Below are 13,148 nucleotides of genomic sequence, written 5' to 3'. Positions count from 1 at the left end.
GAAAATCATCGGAGGGTGACCTCCCCCGCCCCGTCCACCGTCACGGTCTTGCCCTTGCCGTCGCGGGCCAGCGTCAGGGTCGCCGGCTCGGCGACGCCGGTGGGATCGAAGACGAAGCGCGCGCTTTCGGCGGGGCTGACGGCCGTCCCCGCCCGCCAGGTCTCGGGCCCGAACGGACCATCGGACAGCGCCGACCATTCCCGGCCGTCGAAGACGGTGAAGGCGTAGCCCGCCGGGGTGACCTCGACAGCGACCGGGCGGTTGGACAGCACGGCCTCGTCGCGCGCCCTCGACAGCCGGGCCGCGAACCGCACGGCCTCGGCGCCGACGGCCGGGCGCGGATCGGGAACCGCCAACACGACCGCGCCGGCGGCAAGGCCGAGGATGGCCACGACCATCAGCAGCTCGACCAATGTAAAGCCCGCTCGGCCAGCACGGGATTTAACCCTGCCAGTTGCCCAGATCGGCGTCATTGCCCTCACCCCCCTCCTTGCCGTCCGCGCCCAGGGAGAAGACGTCGAACTGGCCGCCGTGCGCGCTGGGGCGGCGGTAGCCGTACGGATTGCCCCACGGATCCTCGGGCAGGCGGCGCACATAGCCGCCGGGACGGTAGCGGTCCGGATTGACCAGACCGGCCGGGGCCGCGACCAGCGCCTGCAGGTCCGCCGGGAAGTCGAGGTTGTCGAGGCGGTAGGTCTCGATGGCCTGCTCCAGGGTGGAAATGTCGGCCCTGGCCTTGCCGACCATGGCCCGGTCCTGGCTGGGCAGGACGTTGATCGCCACCACCGTGGCCAGAAGGCCGATGATGACGATGACCACCATCAGCTCGACGAGCGTAAAGCCGGCTCGCCGGCGACGCTTTGAGATTTTACGTTCGATTTCAGTCGTCATGGCCACGCTCCTCACCCCATCGCCAGGGTGTTGATCTGCAGAATGGGAAGAAGGATCGACAGCACGATCAGGGCGACCACGCCGCCCATGACGACGATGATCGCCGGCTCCAGCAGGCTGAGCATCACGGCGGTGAAGGTGGAGAATTCGCGCTCCAGATAGTCGGCGGCGCGCTCCAGCATGGGCTCCAGCCGGCCGCTGCTCTCGCCCGAGGCGGTCATGTAGACGAGGATCGGCGGGAAGACGTCGGCGCGGCGCATGGCGGCGGACAGCCCCCCGCCCTCGCGCACCGCCTCGGCCATGGTCTCGGTGGCGAGGCGCAGGCGGCGGTTGGAGACGGTGCGGGCGGTGATGGTCAGACCCTCCAGCACCGGCAGGCCGGCCGCGATCATGGTGGACAGGGTGCGGGCCATCTTCGCCCCGTGCAGGTCACGCGTCAGACGGCCGATCAGGGGTAGCCGCAGCACGGACGTATCGGCCCTCAGGCGGATCGCCGGATTGCGCAGCAGGACCGCGCCGATCAGGCCGCCGGCGACGAGGACCAGCGCCAGCAACCAGCCCCAGTCGCGCATCAGTTGGGAGACGCCGATGACCAACCGCGTCAGCAGCGGCAGGGTCTGGTTCATGCTGTCGAACTGGTCGACCACCCTGGGCACGACGAAGGTCATCATGGCGGTGATGACGCCCAGGGCCACGACCGCCAGCACGATCGGATAGACCAGGGCGGTGATCACCTTGCCGCGCACCACCTGATCGCGCTCCAGCCCATCGGCGAGGCGTTCGAGGATCGGCTCGAGCGCGCCCGAGGTCTCGCCGGCCGAGACCATAGCCCGATACAGCGGCGGGAAGGCCTGACCCTGCAGGGCCATGGCGTCCGACAGGCGGCGGCCCTCCATCACGCCCGCATGGACGCCGTCCAGCACGCGGCGGACGGCCGGACGGTCGGCCTGCAGCGCGATGGTGCGCAGGGCCTCCTCGATCGGGGCGACGGAGACGAGGGTGGAGAGCTGGCGGGTGGTCAGGGCCAGGGTCTTGGCATTGAGTTTCGTCGCCTTGCGCGGTCCGGCCTGTTCGGTCCGCGAGACGGCGCCGCGCGCGGTCGTGACCTCCAGCGGCATCAGACGGCGGCGGGCCAGGACGGCGCGCACGGCGCCCTCGTCGGCGGCGGTCACCGCCCCGGTGACGGTGCGCCCGCCGGCGTCGACGGCGACATAGTCGAAGGCCGCCATCAGGCCGCGACCCCGCGATCGGCGGCGTCGGGCTCGAGATCCGCCGTTTCCTGGCGGGTGACGCGGACGGCCTCCTCCACCGAGGTGACGCCCTCGAGAACAAGCGCGCGCGCCCGCTGGGTGAGGGTGTCGGCTCCCGCCTTGCCGAAGGCGGCGGCGTTGATGGCTTCCTCATCAGCCTCGGCGGCGATCAGGCGGCGCACGCGGTCGTCGACGCGGATGACTTCGTACAGGCCGACGCGACCGACATAGCCGGTGTTCTGGCAGTGGGCGCAGCCCTGCGGCCGCCAGACGCGGGCGCCGCGCTCGACCCCGGCCAGCCGGGCCGTGGCCGCGTCCGCCGTCTCGGGCCGGCGGCATTCGCCGCACAGCCGCCGCACCAGCCGCTGGGCCACAATCAGCCGCAGGGTCGAGGCCAGCAGGAAGGGCTCGACGCCCATGTCGCGCAGGCGGGTGATGGCCCCCGCGGCGTCATTGGTGTGGACGGTCGACAGGACGAGGTGGCCGGTCAGCGAGGCCTGGACCGCGATCCGGGCCGTCTCGACGTCGCGGATTTCGCCGACCATGACCACGTCCGGGTCCTGACGCAGGATGGCGCGCAGGCCGGCGGCGAAGGTCATGCCGACCTTGGGATTGACCTGGGTCTGGCCGACGCCGTCGATGGCGTATTCGACCGGGTCCTCGACCGTCAGGATGTTGCGCGTGGCGTCGTTCAGCAGCGACAGGCCGGCGTAGAGCGAGGTGGTCTTGCCCGAGCCCGTCGGGCCGGTGACGAGGATGATGCCGTTCGGCTCCTTCAGCGCGTGGCGGAAGGCGTCCAGCGCCTCGGACGACATGCCAAGCCGGTCCAGCGTCAGGCCCGCCTGCTCCTTGTCGAGGATGCGCAGCACGACTCGCTCGCCGGCGCGCGACGGCAGGGTCGAGACGCGCACGTCAAGCGTCTTGCCGCCCAGCGTCAGGGGGATGCGCCCGTCCTGGGGCACGCGCTTCTCGGCGATGTCCAGCCGCGCCATAACCTTGATGCGCGACACCAGCAGGGGCGTGATCCGGGGATTGAGCGACAGGGTTTCGCGCAGCACGCCGTCGACGCGCATGCGCACGGTCAGGGCCGTCTCGAACGGCTCCAGATGGATGTCCGAGGCACCGGTGCGGACCGCCTCGGCTATGATGCCGTTGATCAGACGGATGACCGGGGCGTCGTCGGCCGTGTCCAGCAGGTCGGCGGCGGCGGGAATGTCGTCGATCAGGCTTTCGAGGCCGGACGGCATGTCCAGATCATCGCTGTCGGCGGCGTTCAGGTGGTCGCCGGCGTAGACCTCGGACAGCTGGCGGTCGAAGGCGGCCTGACCGAGCGGTTCGACGCGCAGGGGGCGACCGAGGGCGCGACGCGTCTCGATCAGGGCCGAGGGATCGGCGCCCTCGCGCAGGCCGACCACGGCGATGTCGCCGGCCTCGAGCAGGATCACGCCGTGCCGCTTGGCGAAGCCATAGGGCAGGGTCGGATTGATCAGGGTGATCATGGCGGCCTCAGCCTCCGGGGCTCGTCTGGACGGGCGGCAGGGGGCCGATGACCACCTCGCCGACCGGCGCGATCGCGCCGGACGCGACGGGCGGCTGGGTGCGCATGTAGTCGCGCAGCATTTCGTCGAGGCCGGGCTCGACGCCCGGGGCGTTGTTCAGCTGCTGCTGACGCATATAGCCCCAGCGATCGGCGGCCAGGGTCTGGGCGTCGCCCGCATTGCGGATGATGGTCGGGCGGATGAAGACCATCAGATTGGTCCGCCCGCGTTGGCGGCTGGTCGAGCGGAACAGGGCGCCGACATAGGGGATGTCGCCCAGCCCCGGCACCTTGTCGACAGACAGCCGGTCGTTCTGGTCCAGCAGGCCGCCGGCCACGGCGATATCGCCATCGTCGACCACGAGCGTCGTCTCCAGCTCGCGCTTGTTCAGCACTAGGTCGCTGGCCGAGTTGGTCAGGACGCCGTTGATGCTGGACACCTCCTGGCGCAGGAACAGGGTGATGGAGCCGCCGGCGTTGATCTGCGGCCGCACGATCAGCTTGACGCCGATGTCCTGGCGCTGGGTCGTGCGGAAAGGGTTGGAATTGCCGTCCAGCAGGGTCTCGCCGGTCGTGATCGGCACTTCCTGGCCGACCAGGATGGTGGCCTCCTCATTGTCCAGCGTCATCAGCGACGGGGTCTGGAGAAGGTTGGAGCCCTCGTCGGTCTTGGCCGCGTTGATGATGAAGCCGAACAGGCCGTTGCCGATGCTGCCCCCGCCGCCGCCGATGAAGCCGTTGGCGCCCAGAAGCGTGTTCAGCGCCAGGTTCTGCAGCTGTTCGCGTAGGGGGTTGTCGTCTTCCAGTTGACCCGCCCCCACGCCGCCCGCGATGGGGACCAGCGGCGTGGCGCGGTCGGAATAATTGGTCAGGCCGACCGGATTGCCGTCCTCACCCGCGAGCAGCCACTGGACCCCCAACTCCTTGACGGCGTTGTCCGACAGCTCGACCACGATGGCTTCGATCAGTACCTGCTGGCGGCGCTGGTCCAGTTGGCGGATGACCTCTGACAGCATCCGCTGGGTGTCGGCCGAGGCCGAGATCACCAGGGCGTTGGCGCCGGGGAAGCGGGCGATGGTGGCGCGCTGGCCCGGGACGGGGGCGGTGGCCATGGGGCTGGCCGGAATGACCGCGGCCGCTGTGTCGCCCGAACCACCGCGCGAAGCACTGGCGGGCACTGCATTGGCGCTGGCGGCCGTGACCTGCTGGCCGACGATCTGTTGCAGGACGGGCAGCAGGGCCTCAGCGTTGGCGTGCTGCAGGAAGATGACCTTGACGTCGTCGGCGGACTCCGCCCGGCGGTCCAGATCCTCGATCAGCGGGCGGATGCGGGCCATGGCCGAGGGGTCGCCGCGCAGGACGATGGAGTTGGAGCTCTCGACCGACGTCACCGTGGCCATCCCCTGCCCCGGCTGGCCGCCCGGCGGGGCGAGGACGGACTGCAGCACGGCCGCGATCTCGCGCGCCGAGGAGTTCTGCAGCGTCACGACCTCGAAGCCCGTGCGGTCCACGTCGATGCGGCCTATCAGCGAGCGGATGCGGGCGAGATTGTCGGAGAAGTCGGCGACGACGACGCTGTTGGCGCCGGGATTGGCCAGCACCTGGCCCTGCGGTCCGACCAGCGGGCGGACGGTCTCGGCGGCCGAGGCGGCGTCGATGTTGCGCAACTGGAAGACCTCGGTGGAGAAGCGTTCCGAACCGACGGTCGACGGTCCCTGGGCCGCGCCCTGGGCCGGGCTTATGCGGTAGGCGCCCGATGAGGTCGGGGTCACCACCAGGCCGTTGGCGCGCAGGGTCGACAGGAAGACCTCGAATAGCTGGGCGCGGCTCAGCGGGCGGTCGCTGGTCACGGTCACCGTGCCGCTGACCGCCGGGTCGACGATGAAGGTGCGACCGGTCGAGCGGGCCACGTCCTGGATGAAGGCGCGGATGTCGGCGCCCTGGACGTTCAGGGTCTGGCGCTCGCCCGACTGGGCCAGCACGGGCGTCGCCGCCAGGGGGCCCTGCACGGCGATGAGCGCCCCGAGGACGGCGGCCAGGACGCTTCGGTTCGATCGCTTCAACGGCCTGTCCTTATGGTGGTGGTCTGCACGGCGCCGCCGCGTTCGAAGCGGATCTCGGCGCTGGTGCTGTTGGCGAGCTGGCCTCGCAGACCGGCGATGCGGTCGAGGCTGTCCAGCGAGGTCCCGTTGACGGCGAGGATGACGTCGCCCGACCGGAGGCCGGCAGCCTTCAGCGCGGCGCCGTCGCCGGCGGCCGAGACGGTGAAGCCGTTGACGCGCAGGCCCTGCATGCGGGGCCGCAGCGAAGCCTGGGCCATCAGCCGGGCGGGATCGACCCAGGGTCCGGCCGCCGCGGCCGGGGCGACGGCGAGGGCGGCTTCGGCCGGCGGGCTGACGGTCTGGGGTCCGGGCGGCGGCGGAGGCGGCGGGGCGGCGCCGACGGGCGTGTCGCTGAAGATCAGGCGGGTGATCGAGCCGCCGCGCGCCAGGGTGACGTGATCCTGGCCGACCGACTGGAGGATCAGGCCCGGCTCGACCTCCTCGCCGACGCCGACAGAGACCTGCCGTCCGTCGGCCAGGCCGATGATGGCGGAGCCGCCGCCCGCGCCGCCGGCGCGAACGCCGAACAGGCGCATCTGGCTGCTGCCCGCCGCCGTGGCCTCGGCCAGACTGCTGAGGTCGCCGGTGCGGAAGAAGGCGTCGAAACGCTGGAAAACCGAATAGTCCGGCGGGGAGACCTCGAGCGGCGTGGAACTCGCGGTCGCGGTCTCGGCGCGAGGCTGGGCGACGATCCAGACCAGCTGACCCAGCTGGATGGCCAGCGCCATGGCCAGGGCGATCTCGACGCCGGCGCGCACGCGATCCGGACGCGCCGCAATGGCGTCCCGAACCTGGTCTCTGAAACTGCGCACTGCGCCGATCACTATGGCGTGCCCCACGGAGCCCCGACGGCCCGGCGGACTCCCTAGACCAATCGTCCGGGTCCGGCTTCACCGCCACATGACGGCCCGGCGAACTGTCCGTGACGGTTGGTGCGCCCACGGACGAACCGCCGCAAAACAGTCGCGCAACGGTCCGGGGAAGCCGCCCGCGCGACCTCCCCGGTATGATCTAGAAGCGCGCGGTCAGGCTGACCGAGGCGCTGGATCCCAGCTCGTAGTTGTTGATCAGGATCTTGTTGCCCAGCTCCTGGTACTCGTCGAAATCGGTGTTCAGCAGATTGCGCAGTTCGAGCGCGAAACCGAGATCGCGGCCCCCGTACTCGAAGTCCTTGCGGTACACGAAATCGAGGAAGATGCCCGGATCCTGGATGAAGTCGGGCTCGCGGTTGCCTGCCCCGCCGGCGCCGCGGGCGCTGATGCGCTCGCTGACGTAGTTGACGATGATCGTCGCCTGGGACCGGGCCGTATCGTCCTCCCAGCCCAGTTGCAGGTTGGCGACGTGCTCGGACTGGCCCTGGAGACGGCTGCCATCCTGGATGAAGAAGGTCGCATCCTCGTCGGCGCCGCCGCCGCCCGGCGTGCGGACGATATCGCCCGCCTCGACATTCACTTCGGAGTCCGACCAGGTGTAGTTGGCCTGGACCAGCCAGCGCTTGTTGGCGATGAAGGCCATGCCGGCGTCGGGGAATTCGAAGAATTTCTTCGCTTCGATTTCGGCCCCGTAGATGGTGGCCTGCGGCGAGTTGATGAAGGACTGCTGACGCGCGTTGCCGGAGGTCACGATCGTCGACTCAACCGGCTTGTCCAGATCCTTGTAGAAGACGCCGGCCGTGAGGAACTGCTGGCGGGCGAAAAACCACTCGTAGCGGGCGTCGAGGTTCAGGATCTCGGTGTCCACCAGGAAAGGGTTGCCGGTGAACTCGCGATCGGTTTCCGGGTCCGTATAGGACTGCGGCGCCAGTTCGCGGAACTGCGGGCGACCGATGGTCTGGGAAGCGCCCAGACGCAGTTGCTGGTCCTCGGCGAAATTCCAGGTCGCCGTGAACGAAGGCAGGAAATACTGCTCCTCGATCTCGGTCGGCGCGAAGGGCGCGGCCCCGCCGAACAGGTCGCGGGTGATGACCGACTGCTGGCCGTCCTCATAGCGCACGCCGAAGGTTGTGCGCACCAGCGGGATGATCTCGGCGTCGACCTGGGCGTAGGCCGCGGCGACTTCCAGCTGGGCCGAATAGGCCGCCGCGCCGCTGCCGGCGCCGCCGGTGATTTCCGTCAGGATCAGACCGTCCGGGCGGATGTTGAAGTCCGAGTAGAGATAGTCGACCCGCGACTGACGCTGCTCTTCCGTCAGGGTGCTGGCGGGCACGAACTGCAGGTCGCGACGCTGGGCGTCGCGGTTGTTGTCCGAGTATGCGACGCCGACGCTGAAGACGGCTTCGCGATAGTCCGACAGCGGCAGGGTGTAGCTGAGGTCGGCCCCGCCCGAGACGATGTCGTCGTCCAGTTCGCTGAACGAGATGCGGTTGCCGCCGATCTCGTGGACGAAATTGCCGCTGGTATCGAGGCCGTATTCGAAGCGCGTCTCGTACGGCGCGTCCCGCTCGGTCTTCGCATAGGCGGCCCGCCAGGCGAGCTCGACTGCGCCGTCCATGAATTCATGCTCGCCGGCCAGCTGGCTGGAGAACAGCTGGCGTTCGAACCATTCCGTGAAATCGGACCGCTGAACCTCGCCGCCGGCGTCGAAATCAGGACCGGCGCTGATGCGGGCTTCCTTGGTCACGTTGCGGACGAAGAAGTTCGTCCATTTGATCTCGCTGTTCTCGTTGGTCAGCGACAGGCCGCCCAGGAAGTTCAGCTGGATGTCGTTCTGGTTCGACTCAAAGGCCTTGCTGGTGACCGGCACCAGGACGGAGCCGGAGAACTGGCCCTCCTCCTGGACGCCGTTCCGGGTCGACCAGCTGTTGCTGTACCCCGCGACGGCGATCAGGCCGAAGGTCCCCATGCTGCTGTCGCTTTTCAGGCCGCCCGCGAAGTCGAAGCCGAAATTCACCGGCGTGGTTTCGCGCTGCAACAGGCGCAATGGCGCGTTGATCAGGGACTGGCCGATCCGCTGCAGTTGCTGCGCCTCGAAGTTGGCGCTGTTGACCGGAACGCCCCGCTCGAACGCGAGGGCCAGCGGGCCGGGTACGTCGCGCGTGCCGTCGTCGAAGCCGGTGAAATCGGTGCGCGAACCGTAATAGATCAGGCTTTCCTTGTTGGTCGTCTCTGTATTGCCGCCGACCGACGCCGACATCGAGAAGAAGGGTTCGTTGGGCGCATCGACCGTGCGCAGGTCGATCACGCCGCCGCCGAACTCGCCGGGGAAGTCGACGGAGTACGACTTCTGGACGGTGACGCTCTCAAGAATGCTGGACGGGAACAGATCCAGCGGAACGACCCGCTGCAGCGGCTCGGGGCTGGGCAGGGGCGAACCGTTCAGCAGGGCCGACGAATAACGCTCGCCGAGACCGCGCACATAGACGAAGCGGCCTTCGACCACGGTCAGGCCGGTGACGCGCGCCAGGGCGCCGGCGGCGCTGCTGTCGCCGGTGCGCTGCAGGTCTTCGGCCGTCAGGAAGGCGGCGACTTCGGCGCTTTCGCGGTTCGGCTCCGGGATGTAGCGGCCCAGAACCACGACCTCGTCGAGCTGGGAGCCGTCGTCCGCTTGCGGCTCGGCCTGTGCGGCCGGCGTTTGCGCGGTGGCGGTTTGCGGCGCGGCCTGGACCGGCGGCGTTTGAGCATAGGCCAGCCCCGGCGCGATCAGCGCGCTGGTGGCCAGAAGGACCCCGCTCAGGGTCAGGGTAACTGTCTTCATGATCTGCGCCTTGAAGGGGTTCAACGGGATACGCGAAGGCCGGAGGCGACCCGTTCGGGCCGCCTCCGCGCATCCGTCATCAGCAGGTCGCGCCGGCGGTCAGGCCGCAGGTCCAGCCCTGGTACCAGGTGTCGGCGGCGTTCTGGACGGCGCCGATGTAGGTCGTGGCCTGGAAGAAGGGATAGACGGCCGGGGCGTTGGCCGGGGTCACGGCGGTTTCATTGGCGCCGTTGATGAACGTCAGCACCTGGTTGCTGATGCTCGTTCCCGCGCCGGGAGCCGTCAGGGTCGAGGTTCCGGCGGGGGTGTTGCCCGTACCGGCGTTGAAGACGGCTCCCGACTGCGCGGCGGTGCCGCCGGGCCGGAACGAGAGGCCGCAGGACATGAACACCGAGTTGAAGGCCGGAGCGCTGGTGACCGTGTCGGCGTCGGCGATGTCGAGGCAGCCCGCGGCCGAACCCGCCACGCTGGTGAAGACCGAGTTGATGACGGTCGCGTCATTGCCGGTGTCGAAGTGCGCCACGGTATGGGCATTGGTCGGCGCGTTGCGGCCGACCAGGGTCCAGTTGGCGATGAAGGGCCGCGAGACATAGCGGGTGGCCAGCGGTACGGAGGCCGGGGCCGACGAGAATTCGAAGCCGGCGCTGCGGCTGGTCGAGCCGGGGGCCCGTTGCGTCACGATGCCGAACTGGGCGCCGCCGCGCCAGCCGGTGTCGGTGTCCAGACCATCGTCGTCGGCGCCGTTGATGACGATGTGGCGCAGGTTGACGTTGCCGCCGAAGATTTCGATGCCGTCGTCCGAGCTGTTGTAAACCTGGATGTGATCGACCGTGGTGCCAGAGCCGACGCCGGCCATGGTCAGGCCCTGAAGCTCGTTGCCGGTCGAGATTTCGAAGCCCGAGAACTTGATCTGGACGTAGCGCAGACGGCCAGAATTATCCGACGGCGTGTTGCCGCCGTAGAAGGCGCTGGTGCCTTCGACCGTGCCGGTGCAGGTCACCGGCGCGGTCAGCTGGCAATTGGCCTGCGGCGCGCGGCCGGCCAGGACGATGCCGCCCCACTGCCCTTGCGAGCTCTCGGTGGTCGTGCCTTCGACGTTCTGGCGGCTCGTGAAGACGATCGGGTTCGTCGCCGTGCCTTCCGCGAACAGCTGCGAGCCGCGGTTGACCAGCAGATAGTCGGAGCCGCCCGAGGCGAAGATGCGGACGCCCGCCTCGATGGTCAGTATGCCCTGCTCGCTGCCGGCGATCGGGGCCGCCGGATCGACGCCGCGGTCGGTGCCGACCGCGGTGCGGCCGGTGATGGAATAGATGGTGCCGGCGCGCAGCGGCACCGTCAGGGCGCCGTTGATCTGTTGCGGCAGTTGGCAGACCCGCAGGGTGTTGCCGGCGATCAGGCCGACGTTGGCGAAGCCGGTCGGGCAGTCGGCCGCCGGCGTGCCCGGAGCGGGCGGGGGCGTCACGCCGCCCCCGCCGCCGCCGCCGTCGCCGAAATCACCCTCTCCAGGCGATGCGACTTCGGCCGAGCCGCAAGCGGCCAGGGTCAGGGCGCTGGCGGAAACCGCGAGCAGGGTCGTCAGTCGAAAGCCGGTCATCGTTTTCACCGTGTCTGTGCAAAAGAATTTCACGACAGAGGTCGCCAGGAACCCAGATCCTGACGCGACGACGGAATCGCCCCCTGCCCACCGCTGTGGTTAGGGGTGGGATATGACGGGGCCGACGCCGTACGGTGACGGTTCCGGTGCGCTTGTGTGAAGTTGTCTTCGCGGTTCCGTGAAAACCCGTCCCGGCACGGCTCAACTGTCACAGACCGCCGCTAGTGCGCGACTTGCGCGGGCTCTAAGGGGGGCCCATCTGGATCCGTTCAAGCCTGGACCGCCCTTGTTCGACGCCGCCCCGCCGCCCCTGCTGATGACAGGTCTGGCCCTGCTGGGCCTGATCGTGGGCAGTTTTGTCGGCCTTCTGAGCATCCGCCTGCCGCAAGGCGAAGGCGTGCTTTGGGGAAGATCGCAATGCCGGGCGTGCGGCCGAACCCTGCCCCCCTGGTCTCTCGTGCCGGTGCTGAGCTACCTGGCTCAAGGGGGGCGCTGTCCCGCGTGCAGAGGGGCTGTCCCTGCCCGCTATCCGCTGATGGAACTTGCGTGCGGGGCCATCGGGGCCTGGGCGGCCATCGCCCAGCCGACATTGCCGGGCGCGCTTCTGACGGCGCTGCTGGGCTGGCAACTCCTGCTGCTGGCCGTCATCGACGGGGAGCATTTCTGGCTGCCCGACCGCCTCACCCTCCCGCTCATGGCGACGGGCCTCGGTGCGGCGCTGGTGCTGGATCAGGCCAATCTGCGCGACAGCCTCGCGGGCGCTGGCCTGGGCTTTTTCACCCTTTGGGCCCTGGCCCTGGCCTACCGCCGGCTGCGGGGGCGGGAGGGCTTGGGCGGAGGAGATCCCTATCTGCTGGGGGCGATCGGTGCGTGGGTGGGATGGCTGGCGCTTCCCAGCGTCCTGTTATGGGCTTCCGCCGCGGGGCTCAGCGTGATTCTGGCCAGACGCCTGTCACAGAGAGCGGTGTCCGGAGGCGACCGGCTGCCGTTTGGCGTCTTTCTCGCCATCGGGGCCTGGATGACATGGCTCTACGGTCCGATCGGTCTTTGACGCCAGCCTGTCGTTTCATCGCCCGGGCGAGACCGGCGTGTAGCGGCGACGCCCTCCCCCGCAGTCAGGTCGCGCGACCCTGCCTCGCGACCTGATCGGCCAGGGCGTCTTCCGCCAGAGCGATCGCGCCGAGGGGACCGGCGCGATCCGCCAGCGCGGGCGCCACGACGAATTCCCTGATCACCTCGACGATCCCGGGCGCCGCGCCGTAGCCGTTCAGACTGTGAATCAGCGCCTCTCTCAGCCGGGGCAGGAGGAAGGGATGTCCGCCGACCACCCCGCCGCCGATCAGTATCCGCTGCGGCGCCGTCGTCAGCACCAGATTGTGCAGCAGGGCCGCCAGGGCGTGAACCACCTCGTTCCACACGGGGCTGGAAGGCCCGAGCCCATGGCCCGGCCCGCCCGCCTTCATCTGGATCGCCGGGCCGGAGGCCAGTCCCTCGACGCAGTCTCCGTGGAACGGGCATACGCCGGCCCAGGTTTCTCCGGGCATGCGGGGGATGCGCAGATGCCCCGCCTCGGAATGTCCCAGCCCCCGGAGGGTCAGGCCCCGCACCACCGAGCCGACGCCGATGCCCGTGCCGACGGTGATGTAGGCGTAGCTGTCCAGACCCCGCGCGCCGCCCCAGCGCCCCTCCGCCAGGGCCGCGCCGTTGACGTCCGTGTCGAACCCGGTCGGCGCGCCGAAGCCGCGCAGGAGCGCCAGCACGTCGGCGCCGCTCCAGCCGGCCTTCGACGTGTTGACGATGCAGCCGTATCCGGCCGCCCCGATATCGAGCTCCAGCGGACCAAAACTCGCGACGCCGATGGCCGCGAACCCTTCCCGGTCCTGCCAGCGGGACAGGACGCCGTGGATGGCGGCGAGCGTTTCCGCGGGCGCGGAGGTGTCGATCCGGACCTCCTCGCGGACGTCGTCAGGCCCGGAGGCCAGCAGGCAGACGCATTTGGTCCCGCCCAGTTCGACCCCGGCGAGTAGCGGACCCCGATCAGACATCAAGCCCCCAACTGCGCAACAAGGACGACCGTCCAT

General features: G+C 69.5%; 10 protein-coding genes. 1 reads left to right on the top strand and 9 read right to left on the bottom strand.

The window, feature by feature from the left end:
- Positions 1–5: 5 nt before the first annotated feature.
- From ASD25_RS26930 to ASD25_RS26895, 8 genes are all read right to left on the bottom strand, one after another.
- Entirely contained in the window at positions 6–473 is a 468-nt protein-coding gene (locus tag ASD25_RS26930) for a GspH/FimT family pseudopilin (RefSeq protein WP_082560152.1), read from the bottom strand.
- Positions 442–891: a type II secretion system major pseudopilin GspG gene (gene gspG / locus ASD25_RS26925; RefSeq protein WP_055831409.1), complete on the bottom strand. Its 450-nt coding sequence runs from the start codon at positions 889–891 to the stop codon at positions 442–444. The genes ASD25_RS26930 and gspG overlap by 32 nt, the downstream gene beginning before the upstream one ends.
- A gap of 11 nt (positions 892–902) precedes the next feature.
- Complete coding sequence (gene gspF, locus ASD25_RS26920) at positions 903–2,120, bottom strand: type II secretion system inner membrane protein GspF (RefSeq protein ID WP_055831412.1); 1,218 nt, start codon at positions 2,118–2,120, stop codon at positions 903–905.
- Complete coding sequence (gene gspE, locus ASD25_RS26915; RefSeq protein ID WP_055831414.1) at positions 2,120–3,640, bottom strand: type II secretion system ATPase GspE; 1,521 nt, start codon at positions 3,638–3,640, stop codon at positions 2,120–2,122. The genes gspF and gspE overlap by 1 nt, the downstream gene beginning before the upstream one ends.
- A gap of 7 nt (positions 3,641–3,647) precedes the next feature.
- Positions 3,648–5,741, bottom strand: coding sequence for a type II secretion system secretin GspD (gene gspD / locus ASD25_RS26910; protein ID WP_055831415.1), 2,094 nt, complete (start codon positions 5,739–5,741; stop codon positions 3,648–3,650).
- Complete coding sequence (locus ASD25_RS26905; RefSeq protein ID WP_235561794.1) at positions 5,738–6,592, bottom strand: type II secretion system protein N; 855 nt, start codon at positions 6,590–6,592, stop codon at positions 5,738–5,740. Before ASD25_RS26905 ends, gspD begins: the two co-directional genes overlap by 4 nt.
- 199 nt (positions 6,593–6,791) lie before the next feature.
- On the bottom strand, positions 6,792–9,473 hold the full coding sequence (locus ASD25_RS26900; protein WP_055831605.1) for a TonB-dependent receptor domain-containing protein: 2,682 nt from the start codon (positions 9,471–9,473) through the stop codon (positions 6,792–6,794).
- 79 nt (positions 9,474–9,552) lie between these two features.
- Positions 9,553–11,067 carry a hypothetical protein gene (locus ASD25_RS26895; protein WP_055831418.1) on the bottom strand — a complete coding sequence of 505 codons (1,515 nt, stop codon included), beginning with the start codon at positions 11,065–11,067 and terminating at the stop codon, positions 9,553–9,555.
- Positions 11,068–11,353: 286 nt separating this feature from the next.
- Between ASD25_RS26895 and ASD25_RS26890 the strand changes: the two genes are divergently transcribed.
- Positions 11,354–12,118, top strand: coding sequence for an A24 family peptidase (locus ASD25_RS26890; RefSeq protein WP_235561795.1), 765 nt, complete (start codon positions 11,354–11,356; stop codon positions 12,116–12,118).
- A 64-nt stretch (positions 12,119–12,182) separates the two neighbouring features.
- On the opposite strand, the gene ASD25_RS26885 is transcribed toward ASD25_RS26890, so the two are convergent.
- Positions 12,183–13,112: an ROK family protein gene (locus ASD25_RS26885; protein WP_055831420.1), complete on the bottom strand. Its 930-nt coding sequence runs from the start codon at positions 13,110–13,112 to the stop codon at positions 12,183–12,185.
- Positions 13,113–13,148: the final 36 nt, after the last annotated feature.

It is taken from the genome of Brevundimonas sp. Root1423 (genome assembly GCF_001426805.1).
This window is presented reverse-complemented; position numbering and strand designations above follow the sequence as displayed.

Excerpts from the sequence above, each read along its gene's own strand:
- ASD25_RS26930 (WP_082560152.1), bottom strand. The coding sequence starts at position 473 with ATGACGCCGATCTGGGCAACTGGCAGGGTTAAATCCCGTGCTGGCCGA.
- gspG (WP_055831409.1), bottom strand. The coding sequence starts at position 891 with ATGACGACTGAAATCGAACGTAAAATCTCAAAGCGTCGCCGGCGAGCC.
- gspF (WP_055831412.1), bottom strand. The coding sequence starts at position 2,120 with ATGGCGGCCTTCGACTATGTCGCCGTCGACGCCGGCGGGCGCACCGTC.
- gspE (WP_055831414.1), bottom strand. The coding sequence starts at position 3,640 with ATGATCACCCTGATCAATCCGACCCTGCCCTATGGCTTCGCCAAGCGG.
- ASD25_RS26900 (WP_055831605.1), bottom strand. The coding sequence starts at position 9,473 with ATGAAGACAGTTACCCTGACCCTGAGCGGGGTCCTTCTGGCCACCAGC.
- ASD25_RS26895 (WP_055831418.1), bottom strand. The coding sequence starts at position 11,067 with ATGACCGGCTTTCGACTGACGACCCTGCTCGCGGTTTCCGCCAGCGCC.
- ASD25_RS26885 (WP_055831420.1), bottom strand. The coding sequence starts at position 13,112 with ATGTCTGATCGGGGTCCGCTACTCGCCGGGGTCGAACTGGGCGGGACC.